General features: G+C 67.8%; 14 protein-coding genes. 4 read left to right on the forward strand and 10 right to left on the reverse strand.

Annotated elements, in window-relative coordinates; genetic code table 11:
- Position 1: 1 nt before the first annotated feature.
- Complete coding sequence (locus DBZ32_RS17660) at positions 2-1,219, reverse strand: CCA tRNA nucleotidyltransferase (protein ID WP_119168565.1); 1,218 nt, start codon at positions 1,217-1,219, stop codon at positions 2-4.
- Positions 1,220-1,377: 158 nt separating this feature from the next.
- Between DBZ32_RS17660 and DBZ32_RS17665 the strand changes: the two genes are divergently transcribed.
- Positions 1,378-3,693, forward strand: a complete 2,316-nt coding sequence (locus tag DBZ32_RS17665; protein WP_119168566.1) for an ATP-dependent helicase — start codon at positions 1,378-1,380, stop codon at positions 3,691-3,693.
- Positions 3,694-3,698: 5 nt separating this feature from the next.
- Complete coding sequence (locus DBZ32_RS17670) at positions 3,699-4,583, forward strand: 50S ribosomal protein L11 methyltransferase (RefSeq protein ID WP_119168567.1); 885 nt, start codon at positions 3,699-3,701, stop codon at positions 4,581-4,583.
- 45 nt (positions 4,584-4,628) lie between these two features.
- Here the strand turns inward: DBZ32_RS17670 and DBZ32_RS22180 are convergent, their stop codons facing one another.
- Positions 4,629-4,946: a DUF1127 domain-containing protein gene (locus DBZ32_RS22180; RefSeq protein WP_162906823.1), complete on the reverse strand. Its 318-nt coding sequence runs from the start codon at positions 4,944-4,946 to the stop codon at positions 4,629-4,631.
- A gap of 313 nt (positions 4,947-5,259) precedes the next feature.
- Between DBZ32_RS22180 and DBZ32_RS17680 the strand changes: the two genes are divergently transcribed.
- Together DBZ32_RS17680 and DBZ32_RS17685 are read left to right on the forward strand one after the other, a co-directional pair.
- On the forward strand, positions 5,260-7,080 hold the full coding sequence (locus tag DBZ32_RS17680) for an aminopeptidase P family protein (RefSeq protein ID WP_119168569.1): 1,821 nt from the start codon (positions 5,260-5,262) through the stop codon (positions 7,078-7,080).
- A 241-nt stretch (positions 7,081-7,321) separates the two neighbouring features.
- Positions 7,322-8,551, forward strand: a complete 1,230-nt coding sequence (locus DBZ32_RS17685; protein ID WP_119168570.1) for a pentapeptide repeat-containing protein — start codon at positions 7,322-7,324, stop codon at positions 8,549-8,551.
- A 13-nt stretch (positions 8,552-8,564) separates the two neighbouring features.
- On the opposite strand, the gene DBZ32_RS17690 is transcribed toward DBZ32_RS17685, so the two are convergent.
- From DBZ32_RS17690 to ftsA, 8 genes are all read right to left on the reverse strand, one after another.
- Positions 8,565-8,879, reverse strand: coding sequence for a hypothetical protein (locus DBZ32_RS17690; protein WP_119168571.1), 315 nt, complete (start codon positions 8,877-8,879; stop codon positions 8,565-8,567).
- Positions 8,880-8,890: 11 nt separating this feature from the next.
- The gene (locus DBZ32_RS17695; protein ID WP_119168572.1) at positions 8,891-9,877 is read right to left on the reverse strand and encodes a threonine ammonia-lyase; all 987 of its coding nucleotides are present in this window, start codon (positions 9,875-9,877) and stop codon (positions 8,891-8,893) included.
- Positions 9,874-12,048 carry an NAD-dependent DNA ligase LigA gene (gene ligA, locus DBZ32_RS17700; RefSeq protein ID WP_119168573.1) on the reverse strand — a complete coding sequence of 725 codons (2,175 nt, stop codon included), beginning with the start codon at positions 12,046-12,048 and terminating at the stop codon, positions 9,874-9,876. The genes DBZ32_RS17695 and ligA overlap by 4 nt, the downstream gene beginning before the upstream one ends.
- Entirely contained in the window at positions 12,045-13,703 is a 1,659-nt protein-coding gene (gene recN / locus DBZ32_RS17705; protein WP_119168574.1) for a DNA repair protein RecN, read from the reverse strand. The genes ligA and recN overlap by 4 nt, the downstream gene beginning before the upstream one ends.
- A gap of 7 nt (positions 13,704-13,710) precedes the next feature.
- On the reverse strand, positions 13,711-14,532 hold the full coding sequence (locus tag DBZ32_RS17710; RefSeq protein WP_119168575.1) for an outer membrane protein assembly factor BamD: 822 nt from the start codon (positions 14,530-14,532) through the stop codon (positions 13,711-13,713).
- A 209-nt stretch (positions 14,533-14,741) separates the two neighbouring features.
- Entirely contained in the window at positions 14,742-15,770 is a 1,029-nt protein-coding gene (lpxC, locus tag DBZ32_RS17715) for a UDP-3-O-acyl-N-acetylglucosamine deacetylase (protein ID WP_235830258.1), read from the reverse strand.
- A gap of 277 nt (positions 15,771-16,047) precedes the next feature.
- Positions 16,048-17,757 (reverse strand): cell division protein FtsZ, encoded by a 1,710-nt coding sequence (gene ftsZ, locus DBZ32_RS17720; protein ID WP_119168576.1) that lies wholly within the window; start codon positions 17,755-17,757, stop codon positions 16,048-16,050.
- Between the two features lie 206 nt (positions 17,758-17,963).
- Positions 17,964-19,235, reverse strand: coding sequence for a cell division protein FtsA (gene ftsA, locus DBZ32_RS17725; RefSeq protein WP_119168577.1), 1,272 nt, complete (start codon positions 19,233-19,235; stop codon positions 17,964-17,966).
- Between the last annotated feature and the right edge of the window lie 11 nt (positions 19,236-19,246).

A 19,246-nucleotide genomic window follows, 5' to 3' on the forward strand; every position in this document is an offset into this window, starting at 1 on the left:
GTTAAAGCAGGCTCTCGGCGCGTGCCAGCAGCGCGGCCCGGTTGGGCCGGAAGTCGCGGTCGATCCACCAGGCCTCCAACGCGCTCAGCAGATCCCCGATCGCCGGGCCCTTCTCGACGCCCAGTGCGATCAGATCGCGGCCCTTGACCGGGAAAGTCAGGTCCGGCCAGGCCGCCGCTTCGGCCAAGGCCGCTTCCAAGCCGTCTGTTTCATCGCCGCGCGCGGCGGCCAGGCGCAGCAGGTCGGCCACCGCCGCTTTGCCCAGGCGGTAGCAGGCAACCCGCAGATCTTTTCGCGGCATGCCCGCGGCGACCGGCAGCGGCGGCTGCGTCAGCAGTTCCAGCCGTGTCCGCTCGGCGTTCGACAGCCGCAGGCGCGCGGCGATGGCGTCCGCCCCCTTGCGATCCGTATCGACCAGGGCCGCGAGTCGCAGCAGCGCGTCGGGCGGAGCGGCCTCCAACGCCAGCAGCCGGGCGAGAGGCGCCGTGTCGCCCTCCTCCGGCAGCTCCTCGGCGAGGATGCGGTGGAGAATCATGATCTCGAGAGTCGGCACCGGGTCGGGCGCCTCCAGCAGGCGCAGCAACTCGGCCCGTACTCGCTCTTGCGACAGGCGGATCAGCTCCGGCGCCGCCGCCGCGGCGGCGGCAAGTCCCTCCGGGTCGGGCGCCCCCCGGCCGTAGTGGGCATGAAAACGGAAGAAGCGCAGCAGGCGCAGATAGTCTTCCGCGATTCGCTGTGTCGCCTTGCCGACGAAGCGCACCCGCCCGGCGCGCAGGTCCCGCAGACCGCCGAAGTAGTCGAAGATCGCGCCCTCGGGCGTGCAGGAGAGGGCGTTCATGGTGAAGTCCCGCCGTGCGGCGTCCGCCCGCCAGTCGTCGGTGAAGGCCACTGTGGCATGGCGGCCGAAGGTCTCGACGTCCTCGCGCAGGGTCGTGATCTCGAAGGGGTGATGCGCCGCGACGGCGGTGATGGTTCCGTGCGCGAGCCCGGTGGGGACCGCTTTCAGGCCAGCGGCCTCGATCAGATGGGTGACCCGCTCCGGCCCCGCCGGAGTCGCGATGTCGATGTCGCGCACCGGCCGCCCGGCCAGGGCATCGCGCACGCAGCCGCCGACGAAGCGCGCTTCGGCACCGCCGGCCGCCAGCGCCGCCAGCACGGCGCGGGTCGGCGCGGTGGTCATCCAGTCCTGGGGGGGAATCGTCTCGCGGGGCGGCTCCATGGCGCGGGGAGGGTAGTGCAGCGGAGGTCGAAAGGGCAGCCCCTCTGATACAGCCGTCAGGGGGAACCCTTTCGCTCTCCGAAGCTTGTCTCGCCGCGAGCGTGGGGTCTTGCCGTCGAGGACTCACAGACTCGCGCGGGATCGGCTATATCTGACTCATGTCCTCTTCTGTCTCCGCCTCCGGCCCGCACGCCGGCGAGGCGCCGCTGCCGCGCTACCTGGCCGGCTTGAACGCGGCGCAGCGCGAGGCTGTCGAAACCCTCGACGGGCCGGTGTTGATGCTGGCCGGTGCGGGCACCGGCAAGACCCGGGCACTCACGGCCCGGCTCGCGCATCTGTTGCTCACCGGCCGTGCGGTGCCGGGGCAGATCATGGCCGTAACCTTCACCAACAAGGCCGCCCGCGAAATGAAGGAGCGGGTGGCGGCCCTGCTGGGCCGCAGCGTCGAGGGCTGGTGGCTCGGTACCTTCCATTCGCTGGCGGCCCGCTTCCTGCGCCGCCATGCCGAGGTGGCGGGGTTGCAGCCCAACTTCACCATTCTGGACCCCGACGACCAGCTCCGCCTGATGAAGCAGATCCTGGCCGCCGAGGGCATCGACGATAAATCCTGGCCGGCGCGCGCCGTGCTGGGCGCCGTGGAGCGCTGGAAGGACAAGGGCCTGACGCCGGACCGGGTCAGCGCCGGCGAGGCCGGCGCCGTCGCCAATGGCCGCGGCCTCGAACTCTACGCCGCCTATCAGGCGCGCCTGAAGCAGCTCAACGCCTGCGATTTCGGGGACCTGCTGCTGCACTGCATCGAGATCTTCCGGACCCGCCAGGACATTTTGGACGAGGTCCACCGGCAGTTCCGCTACCTGCTGGTCGACGAGTATCAGGACACCAACGTCGCCCAGTACCTCTGGCTGCGGCTGATCGCCCAGGGCCACAAGAACATCTGCTGCGTCGGCGACGACGACCAGTCGATCTACGGCTGGCGTGGGGCCGAGGTGGGCAACATCTTGCGCTTCGAGCAGGATTTCCCGGGGGCCAAGGTGATCCGTTTGGAGCGTAACTACCGCTCGACCCCGACGATCCTGGGCGCGGCCTCCGGCCTGATCGCGAAGAACGAGGGCCGGCTCGGCAAGACCCTCTGGACCGAGGGCGGCGAGGCCGGCGAGGGCGAGCGGATCCGCGTGCGCGGCCTGTGGGACGGCGAGGCCGAGGCGCGCTTCGTCGGCGAGGAGATCGAGGCGCTGCAGCGCAACGGCGAGTCCCTGGCCGGCATGGCGATCCTGCTGCGCACCACGGCGCAGATGCGCGAATTCGAGGATCGCTTCAACGCCATCGGCCTGCCGCACCGCATCGTCGGCGGCCCGCGTTTCTACGAGCGGCTAGAGGTGCGCGACGCGCTGGCCTACCTGCGCGTCGTGGCACAGCCGGCCGACGACTTGGCCTTCGAGCGGATCGTGAACAAGCCGAAGCGCGGCCTCGGCGACGCGACTCTCAAGCAGTTTCGCCAGGTGGCGCGGGCTCAGGGTCTGCCGCTGCTGGAGACGGCGCGCCGACTGATCGCCACCGACGAGTTGAAACCCAAGGCGCGCAAGGCCCTGGCCGACGTGGTGGAGAACTTCCTGCGCTGGCGGCAGGCGGCCGAGGACCTGCCGCATACGGACCTGGCGGAGACCGTGCTGGAGGAGTCCGGTTACACCGACATGTGGCGCGACGACACGGCGATCGAGGCGCCCGGGCGGCTGGAGAATCTGGCGGCCTTGATCGACGGCATGGCCGATTTCGAAAACCTCCAGGGCTTCCTGGAGCATGTCGGTCTGGTGATGGAGAGCCTGCAGGACACCGGCGGCGAACAGGTCTCGATCATGACGCTGCATGCCGCCAAGGGGCTGGAATTCGATACCGTCTTCCTGGCCGGTTGGGAGGAAGGGCTGTTCCCCAACCAGCGCGCGCTCGACGACACCGGCCTGCGTGGCCTGGAGGAGGAGCGGCGCTTGGCCTACGTCGGCCTGACCCGCGCGCGGCGGCGGCTCTTCGTGACCTTCGCCGCGAACCGCCGTCTGCACGGCTCCTGGGCCGCGGCCATTCCCTCGCGCTTCGTCGACGAATTGCCGCCCGAGCATGTCGAGGTGGAGTCGGAACAGGGCCTCTACGGTCAGGCGACGGCGGCCTGGGGCGGCAGCTTCGGGCGCTTCGGCGCCGCCGAGGAAGACGATCCCTTCGGACCGCGCCGCGCCTCGCCCGGAATGACCCGGGCCCAGCGCTATGCCGAGTCTTCCAAGCCCTTCATCGACGGTACGGCGACCGTCGTGAAGTCCTTGTCGCCGGCCGGCGGGTTCGCCGCCGGGGAGCGCGTCTTTCATACCAAGTTCGGTTACGGCGCCATTCTGCGCACGGAAGGCGAGAAGCTGACGGTCGACTTCGACCATTCCGGAGAAAAGCGCGTCATGGCGGCCTTCCTCGTGCCGGCCGATCAGGCCGGCTGACGCCCATGTCCGATGCGATCTGGGAACTGCGGCTGCAGGTGCCGCAGGGCGCGCAAGCGCTGTTCGAGGCAGCGCTGGAGGGCGTCGATGGGGGAGCACTGTCGGTCGGCGGTGCGGACGTGCGGGGCCAGGTACCCTTGATCCTCTATCTCGGCGCGGCGCCGGACCGGAGCGAGATCACGGCCCGCTTGGCCGCCGCCGCCGCCGCGGCCGGCACGCAGGTGCCCGACTTCACCAGCGAGATGATGCCGGAGATCGACTGGGTTGCCGAAAGCCAGGCCGGCCTTCCGGCCGTGCGCAGCGGCCGGATCTGGGTCTACGGCAGTCACGTGACCGAGACGCCGCCGGCTTCGAGCATCGCCTTGAAGATCGATGCCAACGTCGCTTTCGGCACCGGCCGACACGAAACCACACGGCTCTGTCTGCAGGCTCTGCAGGATCTGGCACGGCGGGGCAAGGTCGCGAGGGTGCTGGATCTCGGCTGCGGGTCCGGACTGCTGGCGCTGGCGGCCGCCCGGCTCTGGCCGACCGCAGAGGTCACGGCGAGCGACCTCGATGCGCCATCGATCCGCGTGGCGCGGGAGAACGCGCGGTTGAACGGCTTCGCACCCCGGCGTCCCGTCTTCGATGTGGGGGCCGGCTATGCCGCGCCGGTCGTCCGCCGGAACGGTCCCTACGATCTGATCATAGCGAATATCCTGGCGGGACCGCTGATGTCCCTGGCGAGCGCCACGGCCGCCGCTTCGGCGCCCGGCGGAACGGTCGTTCTGTCGGGCCTGCTCGTGACGCAGGAGCAGTCGGTCATCGCGCGCCATCGCGCCGCGGGCCTGCGGCTGCAGGCGCGCCGGCGGATGGGCGAGTGGTCGGCCCTGGTGCTGACGAGGGCCTGATCGGCCCCTGTCTCCGGGTTTCTACCGGGGCTCTTACTGAGGCTTTTAGCGGGCCGGCACCTGGGTGTTGGCGCAGCGGCGTGCCTGGTCGGCGATCTCGCCGCGGTGCAGACCGATGTCGCGCAGGGTCGCGTCGTCCAACTGAGCAAGCGCCGTCCGCGTGCGGCGGCAGATGGTCTCCCGCTGCACGATCCTGAACAGGGCGGGCAACTTGAGCATCTGGAAGAGCTTGCGGAAACCGTCATGAACGGCCTCGGCCTGCAGGCGCTTGGCTTCGGCAACGATCATCTGGGTCGCCAGCGGCGTCCCAAAGGTCTTGGCCTTCAGCACCGCAGTCAGTTCGCGGTCGGTAAGGCGGGCCATTGTCGTAATCCTTTCGCGGTTCTTGTCGTTTCGTTTAAGTTTCTTGCGTCTCGAGGCGGGCTTCGCGACAGCTTCGAAAACTGCGGTCGGCGGGCTGCGAGTTTCGCAGAGCAACGTACAGATAGGCGAGCTAACGCCTTGTGAAATAGTAATTGTTGCGCTGCAGCGTTGCGCGCTCCGCATGCCTGGTTACCCAGGCGTTAACAGGGGTTGAGCGGACCTCTCGCCCTCCCCGGTCAGGCTGTGCCGCCGGGTCGCTCCGAAGTCGGCGATTGCGATTTCCCTCGGCACGATCCTGCTCTAATTTGACGATATGAATGATGCTCCTTCGCGATCGCTCGCCTCGCCGGCAGGTTCGGCCGAACGTCTCGCCGCGCTACGGGCCGAACTCGACCGTCGCGGCCTGGACGGTTTCCTCGTTCCGCGTGCCGACGAGCATCAGGGCGAATACGTCTCGCCGCGGGCCGAGCGCCTGCTGTGGTTGACCGGCTTCACGGGATCCGCCGGCTTGGCGGTGGTGCTCCGCGACAGCGCGGCGATCTTCGTGGATGGCCGCTATACCCTGCAGGCCGAGCAGGAGGTGGACACCGCGCTCTACACGCCGCGTCATCTGACGGAGGAGCCGGTGGGGTCCTGGATCTCCGAACGGCTGAAGGGCGGCAAGCTCGGCTACGATCCCTGGCTGCACACGGCCGACCAGGTGACGCGTCTCGGTGCCACCTTGAAGCGGAGCGGCGCGACCCTGGTGACGGCGGAGCCCAACCCCTTGGATGCGGTCTGGCTGGATCAACCCGAACCGCCTTTGGCGCCCGTCGTTCCGCACGACCTGATCTTCGCCGGCGAGAGTTCGGCCGACAAGCGATCCAAGCTCGCGGGCGAGCTGCGCTGCCAGGGCGTCGGCGCGGCTGTGCTCACCATGCCGGACTCGATCGCCTGGCTGCTGAACGTGCGCGGCGGCGATGTTCCGCGCACCCCCTTGCCCTTGTCCTTCGCCATTGTCGACGACGAAGGACAGGTCGATTGGTTCGTCGATGCACGCAAGATCACCGACGAGGTGCCGGCGCATCTCGGAAACGGCGTGCGCGTCCGGCCGCCGGAGGATCTGGCGCCGGCGCTGAAGGAGCAGTCCGGACGGAAGGTCCGTGTCGATCCCTCCAGCGCGGCCCAGTGGATCTTCACCCAGTTGGAGGCGGCGGGTGCCGAGGTGCAGCGCGGCGATGACCCCTGCCTGATGCCGAAGGCTCGCAAGAACCCGACCGAAATGTCGGGTGCACGCGCGGCCCACCGTCGCGACGGTGTCGCGCTCACGACGTTTCTGGCTTGGCTGACCGAGGCCGCGCCCGAGGGCGGCGTGACCGAGCTGGCGGCCAGCGACCGCCTCTATCAGTTGCGCGCGCCGGGCGAGCGGTTCCGCGACCTGTCTTTCGACACCATCTCGGGATCGGGTCCGCAAAGCGCGGTGATTCACTACCGCGTGACGCCCAAGACCGACCGCGAGTTGAAGCCGGGCGAACTCTATCTCGTCGATTCCGGCGCCCAGTATCTGGACGGCACCACCGACGTGACGCGAACGATCGCCGTGGGCGAGCCGAGCGCGGAGATGCGCCATCGCTACACGCTCGTGCTCAAGGGGCATATCGCCATCGCCACGGCGCGCTTTCCCGACGGCACGACGGGCAGCCAACTGGATAGCCTTGCACGCCGTCCCTTGTGGAATGAGGGGCTCGATTTCGACCACGGCACCGGACATGGAGTCGGCAGTTATCTCTCGGTGCATGAGGGACCGCAGCGCATTTCCAAGGTGCCGAACAGGGTGGCGCTGAAGCCCGGCATGATCGTCAGCAACGAACCCGGCTACTACAAACCGGGTGCTTACGGCATCCGTATCGAAAACCTCGTCGCGGTGCAGGAGGCCGAGTCCCGGAGCAGCGACGAACGCAAGATGCTGGCCTTCGAAACTCTGACCTTGGCGCCTTTCGACCGAAGCCTTATCGACGTCGCACTGCTCGATGAGAGCGAGATTTCCTGGGTCGACCACTACCATAAGCGCGTGAAACGCGAGCTTGCGCCGCTGGTGGAAGCAGAGGCCAAAGCCTGGCTGGAGACGGCGACGACGCCGCTCGAAAAAGGATAGCAGTTTATATATCCAATTATTTCTTTTAGACTGTGCACGTCATGGAAGAAGCTGGCCGCTTTCCGCCGTAAGGCTGTTTGCCGGGTTTTCCAGGATCGCTAAAATTGAACCGTTAACGGAGTGCTAAGGCGGGCAACAGGACACTCGGACGGAAGACGTTAAAGAAGAACGTCGACCCATTTCCGCGAGAGCCTAGACCGTGCCACAACCGCCCGTCGGCCCAGATCGTCCGAAGCCATCCATGCGTGAGTTGGAAGACATTCTTCGCTTGCACGCGCTCTGGCTTGACCGTGAGCGTGCCGGTCGGCGCGCGGATTTACGCTTCTACGATTTCTCCGGCCTGTCGCTCGGCGGGCGGCGGTTGGCGCGGGCGTCCCTGGTTGGAGCGCGGTTAGTCGGCTGCGATCTGCGCAATGCCGATCTCCTCGGTTGCGACCTCTTCGGCGCCGACTTGACCGATGCGGACCTGCGCGGTGCCGGCTTGGCCGAAGCGGATCTGCGCGGTGCGACGCTGCAGGGCACCCGCTTCGATGGCGCCAACCTCAATGCCGCCGATCTGCGCGAAGGCGTGCTTCTGACGGGCAGCGGGCAGAACGCCTCGGTGGTCAACGCCGGTTCGAACAAGATAATCGTAATGGCCGAGGCATCGCTGATCTGCGCCCAGATGGAACGGGCCGATCTGGCCGGCGCCGACTTGGGCAATTGCAATCTGTCGGGGTCCAACCTGCGGCAGGCAAAGCTCTGTGGCGCGGATCTGAGCCATGCGATCCTGCGAAACGCCGACCTCTCCGCCGCCGACCTGCGCGAGGCGAATCTGCGTTCGGCCGACCTGACGGCCGCAAAGCTGGACGGCGCGAACGTCGCCGGCGCGGATCTCGCCAAAGCGATTCTTGTCGGTGCCAGTCTGACCGACTGCAACCTGCTGGAAGCTTCGACGCTGGGCACGCTGCTTCAACGCAGCGAGGATGCGCGGCAGGCGCCCTTGCGTCGGGCCATCGACGCGCATCGCCGCTGGCTCGACACCAATGGCCGGCGCGGCGAGCGCGCGGCCCTCAGCGGCGTCAATCTGGAACGCTGCAGTCTGACCGGGGTCAACCTCTCCGGTGCGGAGCTGGCCGGCGCCAAGATGGACGAGGTGATCCTCAACGAGGCGCTGCTGGTTTTGACCGACCTCTCCGGCGCCCATCTGCGCGGTGCCGCGCTGCGCCGGGCGCGCCTGACCGGCGCCGATCTCTCGAATGCCGACCTGCGCGGTGCCGACCTGACCGAGGCGCGGCTGGATGCGGCCGATCAGGAGGGACTGCCCGGCGGCGGGCGCCGACAGCGCCAGCTTCGCACCCGTCTCGTCTCCGCCGATCTCTCGGGCGCCGTGCTCTATCATGCCAAACTGACGGGGGCCGACCTGACCGGCTGGCGCACCGAGCGGGCGATCCTCGCCGGTGCCGAGTGGGACGGCCGGCCGGAAGACTGAGCCGGAGTCCGCGTCAGAAGATCTGTAGAAAGCGCAGCTCGGGGCCGGGGTGCCCTTGCGCGAAGCGGGCCATGGCCAGCATCGCCTGAATCAATCCCTCGTCGTGATCGAAGGAATGGGCGTCCGCGAGCGGTTTGAGTTGGCGCGCTTCGCGGGGTTCCAGGATCAGATGGAGTCTTTCTTCCTCATCTTCTTCGGTTCTGCCGAGACCGAAGAGTTCCGGCACCTCTTCCAGGCTCCAGTCACCGCCGTCGTCTTCCAGCAGCAGCTCGAGCGATCCTTCCGGTCCAGCCCCCCAGACTCCCGGCTGCGTCGCGGCCTGTCGCATTCCGCCTCTCCTCAGCTTCCCATGCCGTCGGTGCCGGCGCCGCAGACGACGACACCGACCCTGGCCGCTTCGGCCTCCGGCAGGCAGCCGCTCATCAGGGCCGCCAGCGCGGCTGCCCCGGACAGTTCGGCCGCGACCCCGCATTCCCGCCAGAGCCAGACGGCGGCCTCGCGCATCTGATCGTCCGAGACCAGCACGATCTCCTCGACCAGCCGATCGACGATTTCCAGATTGATCCCGGCGCTCCGGCGCGGTGCCAGAGTTCCCGCCAGGGTGTCGATGCCGGGTAGGGTGGCGAGCTGTCCGGCCGCGAGGCTTTCGGCCAGCGTCGGGGCGCCGAGCGGCTCCACGCCGACGATCTTCACGGCTGGATTGAGGCCCTTGGCGGCCGTGGCGACGCCGGAGATCAGCCCGCCGCCGCCGATGGCCACCAGCAGCAGGTCGAGATCGGGCACCTGCTCCAGGAATTCCAGCGCCACCGTGCCTTGGCCGGCGATCACGCTGGGTTCGGCGAAGGGGTGGACGTAGGTCAGACCGTCCGCCTCCGCGAAGGCCAGGGCGGCCGCATTGGCATCGTCCCAGACCTGGCCGACGATGCGTACCTCTGCGCCCCAGGTGCGAAGCTGTTCGGCCTTGGCCGGCGGGGTGCTCTCGGGCAGAAAGATCACGGCCCGGGTCTCGGCCGTCCAGGCCGCATAGGCGATGGCGAGGCCGTGGTTGCCGCCCGATGCGGTCGTCAATCCCCGCGCGGCCGCCGCTGGGTCGAGCGTGCGCAGCCTGTTGCTGGCGCCGCGCGCCTTGAAGGAGCCGGTCACCTGCAGCGACTCCAGCTTGAGCCAGACCGCTTCGGCCGGAAGCGGTTGGCGGGCCGGAGCGGCCGCGAGCACCGGGGTTCGGCGCACCAGACCGGAGATCCGGCCGGCGGCGGCCTGCACGTCGTCCAACGTCACTATCCCGGCCTCTTCGCCGCCGGCGTTCGCCGCTTGTGGCGGAGTCATCCGTCCCTCCCGATCAGCGTCAACCACTCCTGCTCGCTCAGCGTCGTCACGCCCAGCTCCTGTGCCTTGGCGGCCTTGGAGCCGGCATCCGCGCCCACCACCACGTAGTCGGTTTTCTTGGAGACGGAGCCGGCGACCTTTGCGCCGCGCGACTCAGCCGAAGCCTTCGCTTCGCCCCGGCTCATGGTTGCCAGCGCGCCGGTGAAGACCACGGTCTTGCCGGCCACCGGCGAGTCGCCCGTCTCGGGTTGCGTGGCGGCCTGTACCTCCAGCCGCTCCTCCAGGTCGCGGACGACCTGGAGGTTGTGGGGTTCGGAGAAGAAGCTGCAGATCTCGTCGGCGACGCTGGTGCCGATCGAATGGATATTGCAGAGCTCTGCGTAGTGCTCCCCGACCAGGTCCGGCTTTTTGACCTCCGGGGCTTCCTGCCGCTCGCCGGCCGCTGCAAGCATGACCTGCTGCCACGCGGGGAGCGTGCCGTAGCTGCGCGCCAGCAGTTTGGCCGTGGCTTGGCCGACCTGGCGGATGCCGAGCGCGTAGATGAAGCGCTCCAGCGGAATGGTGCGCCGGTCTTCGATCGCCGCGAAGAGATTCTCGACCGACTTGTCGCCCCAGCCTTCCAGCTTGCGGATCGGGGTCAGGCTCGTCTTGTCCGTCTCCGCCAGATCGAAGATGTCCGCCGGCGTGCGGATCAGCTCCCGCTCGAAGAAGCTGCGCACCTGTTTGTCGCCGAGCCCCTCGATGTCGAAGGCGTTGCGGCTGACGAAGTGGGTCAAACGCTCGACTTGCTGGAAGGGGCAGGCCAGCTCGCCGGAACAGCGGGCGATCACGGCGCCGTCCTCGTGCACCACCGGGGTGCCGAGCGGGCAGGGACAGACTTCGGGAAAACGGTAGGGTTCGGCGTTGGCGGGCCGCTTGTCCAGGATCGGACCCAGCACCTGGGGGATCACGTCGCCGGCCCGCTGGACCGTGACGCTGTCGCCGACCCGCACGTCGAGCCGGGCGATCTCGTCGGGATTGTGCAGGGTCGCGCGGGCGACGACCACACCGCCGACCGTGACCGGCTTGAGATGGGCTACCGGCGTTAGGGCGCCGGTACGCCCGACCTGAATCGCGATCTCTTCCAGGACGGTTTGCGCCTGTTCCGCCGGAAACTTGTGAGCCAGCGCCCAGCGTGGCGCGCGGCTGACGAAACCGAGACGCGCCTGGAAGGAAAGGTCGTCGACCTTGTAGACGACGCCATCGATGTCGTAGTCGAGCGCGCCGCGCTCGGCCTCCACCTTGCGGTAGATCGTCAGCGTCTCGGCGGCGCTGTTGCAGCGCGCGGCGAGGGGATTGATCGCGAACCCCCAGGCTCGCAACCGCCGCAGGCTGTCCCAATGGGTCGCCGCGATGGGCTTCGAAACCTCGCCCCAGGCATAGGCGAAGAAGCGCAGCGGACGCTGTTTGGTGATCTTGCTGTCGAGCTGGCGCAGCGAGCCGGCTGCGGCGTTGCGCGGATTGGCGAAGCGCTTGGCACCTGCCGCCGCCTGCCGCTCGTTGAGTGCCGCGAAGTCCCGCTTGGTCATATAAACCTCGCCCCGCACGTCCAGGACCTCGGGGGCTTCGCCGTCGATCCGCTCAGGAACGTCGTCGAGGGTGCGTAGGTTCGCCGTGACGTCCTCGCCTTCGCTGCCGTCGCCGCGCGTGGCACCCTGGACGAAGCGGCCATGCTCGTAGCGCAGGTTGATCGAAAGCCCGTCGATTTTCGGCTCGGCCACGACCGTCAAGGGATCGTCCGGCTGCAGGCTGAGGAATCGCCGGACCCGCGCGAAGAAGTCCTCCACGTCGCTGTCGGCGAAGGCGTTCCCGAGGCTCAGCATGGGCACCCGGTGGCGGACCTTGGAGAAGCCGGCGGCCGGCTCGATTCCGACGCGATGGCTCGGGCTGTCGGCGCGGACCAGCGTCGGAAAGGCCGCTTCGATCGCCTCGTTGCGCCGGCGCAGGGCGTCGTAGTCCGCGTCGGATATCTCGGGCGTATCTTCTCGGTAGTAGAGGTCGTCGTGGTGGCGGATCGCGGCGGCCAGGGTCGTCAGTTCGTCTGCCGCTTCAGCTTCGCTCAGCTCCTCGACCGGTTTGTCGCGCCCGGTCGCGCCCTGCGCGACAAATTCCGTCACGGCCTTGCCGGTCATGCCGCCCCCATCAGTTTCTCGGCCGCGGCGCGGGCCTCGTCGGTGACGGTCGCGCCAGAGAGCATGCGCGCGACCTCCTCCCGGCGCTGTCCGCCGTCGAGTTGCGCCACGCCGGTCGTGGTCTGCTTGCCGCGGCTGTCCTTGCGCACGAGATAATGCGTGGCGCCGCGTGCCGCGACCTGTGGGCTGTGCGTCACCACCAGCACCTGCCGGCCGTCGGCGAGCCGTGCCAGGCGTTCGCCGACCGCCGCCGCCGTGGCGCCGCCGATGCCGCTGTCGACCTCGTCGAAAACCAAGGTGACGATCGGCGAGATCTCGGCCAGCACCACCTTGAGCGCGAGCAGGATCCGGGAGAGTTCGCCGCCGGACGCGATCCGCGCCAGCGGTCCGGGGAGCGCGCCGGGGTTGGTGGCGATTCGGAAAGAGACGGCGTCCTTGCCGTGCCGGCCCCAGGTGTCCTCGTCGAGCGGCGCGATCTCGGTGGCGAAGCGCGCCTTTTCCAGTTTGAGAGGCGGCAGTTCCGCATTGACGGCCTTGTCCAGCTTCGCGGCTGCGCGCTGACGGGCGGCGCTCAAGGCTTCGGCGGCGGCGGCGTAGGCGCCGCGTGCGGCCCGCTGGGCTTGAGCCAGCTCGTTCAAGCGCTCGCCGCCGGTCTCGATCCCGGCCAGTTGCTCCTCCATGCGGGTCAGCAAGTCCGGCAGGTCTTCGGCCTCGCAACCATGTTTGCGTGCCGCGTCCTTCAAGGCGAAGAAGCGTTCGTCGATTTCCTGCAGCCGGTCCGGTTCGACCTCCAGACCGGCCGAAACGGAGGCGAGATCGGCCGCAGCCTCACCGGCTTCCGCGACGGCGCGCTCGACGGCGGCGACGATGGAGTCGAGCCGCCCGCCCGCCTTCGGTGCCGCCTCCTCTAACTGGCGCAGGGCGCGGGCGAGGGCCGACTCACCGCCGCTCAGTTCCTCGCCGGAGGCATTGATCGCCGTGACGAGCTTCTCCGCGTTCATCAGGAAACTGCGCTCTTCACCCAGCTTCTCTTCCTCGCCTGGCTGGGCGGCGAGTTGGCTCAGTTCTTCGACCGCATGGCGCAGGAAGGCCTCGTCGGTTCGCGCCTGCGCGAAGGCGGCTTCCGCGTCGGCCTGCGCCTTGACCGCGCCGCGCCAGGCGCCGTGGAGTCTGGCCAGCTCTGCGGCTTCCGTTTCCAGACCGCCGTAGGCGTCCAGCAGCATGAGGTGTGTCTTCGGATCCATCAGGCCGCGTTGTGCGAACTGACCCTGCACTTCGACCAGCAGGTCGCCGAGTTTGCGCAGGAGGCCGATCGAGACCGCCTGATCGTTGATATAGGCGCGGCTGCGTCCGTCGCTGCCGAGAACCCGGCGCAGCACCAGGAGATCCTCTTCCACGTCGATCTCGTTGTCGGCCAGCAGGGTGAAGGCGGGATGCCGCGGCTCCAGCTCGAAGGCCGCCGTGACTTGCGCCTTGTCCGTGCCCTGGCGGACCAGCCCGGCCTCCGCCCGTTCCCCGAGCGCCAGTCCGAGAGCATCGAGCAGGATCGACTTGCCGGCGCCGGTCTCGCCCGTCAGGACCCCCAGATCACGGTCGAAGGCGAGCTGCAACCTGTCGATGAGCACCACATCGCGGATCGACAGGCTGGCCAGCATCGGGGCCTCAGAAGATGCGGGAGATCCACGAGCCCCGGTCCTCTTCCGGGCGCAGGTCGGCGCCGGTCAGGAGGGCATAGGAGTCGATGTACCAATCGCTGCCCGGATAGTTGTAGCCCAGAACCGCGGCGGTGGCCTGAGCTTCCGAGGTGACGCCGAGGGCCATGTAGGCTTCCACCAGACGGTGCAGGGCCTCCGCCGTATGTGCGGTCGTCTGATAATCCTCGATAACGATGCGGAAGCGGTTGATCGAGGCCAGATATTCGCCCTGGCGCAGATAGTAGCGGCCGATCGTCATGTGCTTGCCGGCCAGGTGGTCGCGCGCCAAGTCGATCTTGAGCTGCGAGTCGCGGGCATATTCGCTTTCCGGGAAGCGCCGGGTCACATCCTCGAGGGCGCCGAGGGCCAACTCCGTCATTCTCTGGTCGCGGCCGACGTCGCTGATCTGCTCGTAGTAGGAAATGGCTTTCAGATAGTAGGCGTAGCCCACGTCCTCATTGCCGGGATTCAGTTCGATGAAGCGGTCGAGGGTGTTGATCGCGTCGTCGTAGCGGTTGTCCTGGTAGTGCGCGTAGGCCGCCATGAGCTGGGCCTTCGGCGCCCAGACCGAGTAGGGGTGCTGCCGCTCGACCTCGTCGAACAGCTGCGAAGCCAGATCGTTTTCGCCCTCCAGGAGGTTGGTGTAGCCGCGGTTGTAGAGCTCTTCGACCGGCTGTTCCTCGTAGGCCAGCTCTTCGTCGCCGGTGCCGCAGCCCGCAAGCAGCAAGGTCAAGGACGCCAAGGCCGCAGCCGAGATCGCACGGGGGAAGGGTCGGGTGTAGTAGGCCATCGCGTGACTCCGGCAGGCAAAACCAAATCCGGCGCAGACTATAGGCATGGCCGTGGAGGCAGCAAGCGCCTGGCGGTCACAATGAAGGGTTCGCACCCTGAGAGTTCCCGAATCTCCGGTTTTCCCCGACTTCGCAGGATGCTTTGCCGCGCTGGACGCCATAGCGAACAACGAGCCCCCCATCACCGGGCCCTTCTGGAGGCTGTTCCTCAGGCTCCGGCAGCCAACAGCAGGTCGTCCTCGGCCGTGGCCTCGGTCAACTCCACCTCGGCGTAGTTCGCCGGGTTCGCGAAAAGCGCTTGCAGGAGGCGCAGAGTCAGGGCGTGTCCGGCCTTGTTGCCCTCGAAACCGGCAATCAGAGGCCGGCCGGCCATGTAGAGGTCGCCGATCGAGTCCAGCGCCTTGTGGCGGACGAACTCATCGACGTAACGCAGGCCACCGGAATTGAGGATAACGCCGTCGTCGATGACGATGGCATTGTCCAGGCTTCCGCCCTTGGCGAGCCCGAGCTTGCGCAGTTGGTCAACCTCCTGCAGAAAGCCGAAGGTCCGCGCCCGCGAGATTTCCTGCTTGAAGGATGTCGGCGTCACTTCGCAGGCGAAGCGCTGGCCGCCCACGGCCTTACTGTCGAAGTGAATCGCGAAATCCACTGAGAAACCGTCGTGCGGCAGCAGGCGCGCGGTGCGATGCGGTTCGCTCACCTCGATCGGCTTGAGGACTCTGATCGCCTTGCGCGGCGCCGCAAGCGATGCGATGCCCGCGCACTCGATCAAGAACACGAAGGGCGCCGCACTGCCGTCCATGATCGGGACTTCGGATCCATCGATCTCAATCAAGGCGTTGTCGACGCCGCAGCCCACCAAAGCGGCCATAAGATGCTCGATCGTCGACACGGAAGCGTCGCAATCGGTCGCGACAATCTTACTGCAGAGAGGGCTTTCCACAGCCTGCGACCAGAGGGCCGGGATCGTCGGCTGGCCCGGCAGATCGCTACGCTGGAACAGGATTCCGCTGTCTGCCGCGGCCGGCTTGAGCGTCATGCACGTCTTTTGTCCGCCATGAACGCCCACGCCGGAGCAGTGGATGGCATTCTTGAGGGTCGTCTGCTTGAGGATCGTCTGGCGCTGCCCTCGACCGGAGGAGCCGATCCCGGGCTTGCCGATATCGTTCACGCTCGGCGCGTCCTGTCCGGCGGCGCTAGAGTGAATCACGCGAAACGGCGTCATCCCGTCGACCATCGATACACATCCTCTTCAATCTGCCCGCGATTCCCGGTCTTCGGTGCGTAGCTTCGAAAGCCCCCGGCCGCACTCTCGGGCAAGGACCGTCGGCCCTCATATCGCATGGCATAGTACGTCCAGAGTGTTCTAGGCGTCCCGTCGTCGTTATCTCAAATCAACATTTGTTACCGCTTGTTACGCAAAACGGGCGCTCGCCTACTATCCCTAGTATTCGAGCGCCCGTTTTCTTTAACGAACTCTTAAGTGATTCGTTCCCGCCGGTCAGGTAGTCGGCTTAGTTTGCCTGGCGGCGCAGGAAAGCCGGGATGTCCAGCAGGTCTTCCTCGTCCTTGTTGGCCTGATTCTGGTCGATTCCCGCCAGTTTATGCTGCCGGGCCTCGGCCGCCGGATTGCCACCGGCGGTTTCAGGCGCCTTTGCGGGAGCCTGGGGCTCGCTCGGGCGTGCGATCACCGGTTCGCGGCGAACCTGCGGAGCCGCCGCTTCCCGGATTTCCTGGTCCGTCGCTCCGGTCAGGCCACCGGTGACCCGGCGGAACAGGCTGTAGGCCTTGTTCCGCGAGGCTGCCGCGGCAGTCGGCTTCTCCGCCTGCTGCGACCGGGCTGCATTGGCCAGATCGGCAACGGCGAAGGGGTCCGGGCGGGTCGCGGCCTGGCTGGTGGCATGGCTGCGCCGCTCGGGCGTGGCCGGTGCGGGCGGCATGAAGCTATCGGCTTCCTGCTGCTGGGGCTCGGCCTGGATCGCGGCCCTCTCATCGACCTCGGCGGGAGCCGCCTCAGGCTCGATGGCGGAGGCGACGGCCCGACCGAGCTCCGAAGCGGCTTCGGCGGGGACGTCGAGGGTCTTGGCGTTCTCGCCTGTCTCGGCGGCCGTCTCGGCGACCGGAGCCTGCTGCTGGGCCGTCGAAGCGGTGCCGGCCTCAGGCGCGGTTTGGCCGGCCTCCGGCCGCGCACCCGGTCGGTTGAAGGGGCGGGAATGCACCAGCGAGAGGTTCGCCGGCCGCGGCTCCAAGGCCTCTTCGGCTTCGATGCCGGTGGAGACGACGGAGACACGCATCTTGCCGTTCAGGCTCTCGTCGAAGGTGGAGCCGAAGATGATGTTGGCGTCCGGATCGACCTCGTCGCGAATGCGGTTGGCCGCCTCGTCGACCTCGAAGAGGGTCATGTCCATGCCGCCGGTGATGTTGATCAGAACGCCGCGCGCGCCCTGCATCGAGACATCGTCCAGCAGGGGGTTGGAAATCGCGGCCTCGGCGGCGGCGATGGCGCGGTTGTCGCCCTCGGCCTCGCCGGTCCCCATCATGGCCTTGCCCATCTCGGTCATCACCGACCGGATGTCGGCGAAGTCCAGGTTGATCAGGCCCGGCATGACCATCAGGTCGGTCACGCCGCGAACGCCTGAGTAGAGCACGTCGTCGGCCATTTTGAAGGCGTCGGCGAAAGTGGTCTTCTCGTTGGCGACCCGGAAGAGATTCTGGTTCGGGATGATGATCAGCGTGTCGACATACTGGCTCAGTTCCTGGATACCGCTCTCGGCGATCCGCATGCGGTGGATGCCCTCGAACTGGAAGGGCTTGGTCACCACGCCGACGGTCAGGATGCCGGACTCGCGGGCCGCCCTGGCGATCACCGGCGCGGCGCCGGTGCCGGTGCCGCCGCCCATGCCGGCGGTGATGAAGACCATGTTGGAGGTCTCCAGGTGAGCCAGGATCTCCTCAAGCTGTTCCTCGGCCGCGGCGCGGCCGACTTCGGGCCGCGAACCGGCGCCCAGGCCGGAGGTGATGTTCCGTCCCAACTGGATGCGGTGATCGCAGATGGAGCCCTTCAGGGCCTGGGAATCGGTGTTGGCCACCAGGAACTCAACGCCCTCCAATTGGGAGTTGATCATGTTGTTGACGGCATTGCCGCCGGCGCCGCCGACACCGATCACGGTGATACGGGGGCTCAAGTGCTCTTCCATTTCGGGAGCGTTCAAGTTCAAGGTCATTTCAATAGCCTCCAGTTCCTAAGGTCTCACATCGCAGGCCCAAACCGGGCGCCCCGTACGTTCCGGCGGGGACCGGCGGGTGACTGTCCCGATCTATTCGGGACGGCGGATAACTCTCCCGATGCGCTCGGGGTGGCGGATTACTGTCCCGATGCGGTCGGGACGGCCGTTGCTGCGTCGCGCCGCAGCTCCTTCGATGGGATCGTTCAAAAGTGTTCACGCAGCCAGCTCCCCACCCGGTCGACCAGGCCTGCGTGTGTGTTGTGTGGGCGAGTCTCGGGAGGCCTCGCCGCTTCGTTCTGGACGGCGTAGGCGATCAGGCCGGCGGCGACGGCATAGGCCGGTCCGCCGGTCGCCTCGGCCAAGCCGCCGACGTGGATCGGCCGCCCGATGCGCACCTGCTTGTCCAGGATGTCCGCCGCCAGGTCGCGCATGCCCGGCAGTTGACAGGCGCCGCCGGTCAATACGACGCGACGGCCGCCGACCTTGTCGAAGCCGCTGGCCTCCAGGCGGGAGCGCACCAGCTCGAAGGTCTCCTCCAGACGCGGTTGGATGACGCCGACCAGCAGCGAGCGCTGAACCTGGTGGCTGTGGCCCTCTTCCTCCTCGCCGACCTGCGGCACGTCGATCATCTCGCGCGCATCGGAGGCCGTGGCGACCGCGTGGCCGTAGAGCGTCTTCAGCCGCTCCGCGTGATTGAGTGGCGTGGACAGACCGCGGGCGATGTCGCTGGTCACGTGACCGCCGCCCACCGGCACCGCGTCCGTGTAGATCAGGCTGCCTTCGTAGAAGACCGCGATCGAGGTGACGCCGGCGCCCATGTCGATCAGGGTGACGCCCAGTTCGCGCTCGTCGTCGACCAGCGCCGAGAGGCCGGAGGCGTAGGGTGCGACGACGAAGCCGCCGATATCCAGATGACTGCGCTGAATGCAGGTGGCGAGGTTGCGCACCGGTCCCATCGCGGCGGTCACCACGTGCATGTTGACGCCCAGGCGCTCGCCGTACATGCCGCGCGGGTCGCGAATGCCACGGCTGCCGTCGATGGTGTAAGCCACCGGAATGGAGTGGACCAGCTGGCGGCCCTTTTCCGGATGACCCAGGTTCCCTTCTACTTGGCGGCCTTCGGCCAGGGCGCGGGCGAGGTCGGCGTCGCTGACCTCATGGCCGTCGATCGAGACCTCCACATTGACCGTACGCGAGGCGGGATAGCCGCCGGACAGCGAGATGACCACCTGTTCGATGGTCTCGCCGGCCATCTCCTCGGCGGCGTGAACGGCGGCCAGGATGGCCCGCTCGACGGCTTCCATATCGACCACGGCGCCGGATTTGACGCCGCGGCTGATCTGCTGGCCGATGCCGATCACGCGCGGCTGTCCCTCCGGCCCGTCGCGTTTGGCGATCAGACAGCAGACCTTGCCCGACCCGACGTCGAGCCCGGCGATCAGACCGTTGCGGTTGCGGCGCGGTGGCTTGCGCATCGCGGGTGTCG

Origin of the sequence: Algihabitans albus (genome assembly GCF_003572205.1) — a bacterium.
Lineage (GTDB): Bacteria > Pseudomonadota > Alphaproteobacteria > Kiloniellales > DSM-21159 > Algihabitans > Algihabitans albus.

Excerpts from the sequence above, each read along its gene's own strand:
- DBZ32_RS17695 (WP_119168572.1), bottom strand. The coding sequence starts at position 9,877 with ATGACTCCGCCACAAGCGGCGAACGCCGGCGGCGAAGAGGCCGGGATA.
- DBZ32_RS17670 (WP_119168567.1), top strand. The coding sequence starts at position 3,699 with ATGTCCGATGCGATCTGGGAACTGCGGCTGCAGGTGCCGCAGGGCGCG.
- recN (WP_119168574.1), bottom strand. The coding sequence starts at position 13,703 with ATGCTGGCCAGCCTGTCGATCCGCGATGTGGTGCTCATCGACAGGTTG.
- DBZ32_RS17685 (WP_119168570.1), top strand. The coding sequence starts at position 7,322 with ATGCGTGAGTTGGAAGACATTCTTCGCTTGCACGCGCTCTGGCTTGAC.
- ftsA (WP_119168577.1), bottom strand. The coding sequence starts at position 19,235 with ATGCGCAAGCCACCGCGCCGCAACCGCAACGGTCTGATCGCCGGGCTC.
- ligA (WP_119168573.1), bottom strand. The coding sequence starts at position 12,048 with ATGACCGGCAAGGCCGTGACGGAATTTGTCGCGCAGGGCGCGACCGGG.
- DBZ32_RS17710 (WP_119168575.1), bottom strand. The coding sequence starts at position 14,532 with ATGGCCTACTACACCCGACCCTTCCCCCGTGCGATCTCGGCTGCGGCC.
- DBZ32_RS17660 (WP_119168565.1), bottom strand. The coding sequence starts at position 1,219 with ATGGAGCCGCCCCGCGAGACGATTCCCCCCCAGGACTGGATGACCACC.
- DBZ32_RS22180 (WP_162906823.1), bottom strand. The coding sequence starts at position 4,946 with ATGGCCCGCCTTACCGACCGCGAACTGACTGCGGTGCTGAAGGCCAAG.
- ftsZ (WP_119168576.1), bottom strand. The coding sequence starts at position 17,757 with ATGACCTTGAACTTGAACGCTCCCGAAATGGAAGAGCACTTGAGCCCC.
- DBZ32_RS17690 (WP_119168571.1), bottom strand. The coding sequence starts at position 8,879 with ATGCGACAGGCCGCGACGCAGCCGGGAGTCTGGGGGGCTGGACCGGAA.
- DBZ32_RS17665 (WP_119168566.1), top strand. The coding sequence starts at position 1,378 with ATGTCCTCTTCTGTCTCCGCCTCCGGCCCGCACGCCGGCGAGGCGCCG.
- DBZ32_RS17680 (WP_119168569.1), top strand. The coding sequence starts at position 5,260 with ATGAATGATGCTCCTTCGCGATCGCTCGCCTCGCCGGCAGGTTCGGCC.
- lpxC (WP_235830258.1), bottom strand. The coding sequence starts at position 15,770 with ATGGTCGACGGGATGACGCCGTTTCGCGTGATTCACTCTAGCGCCGCC.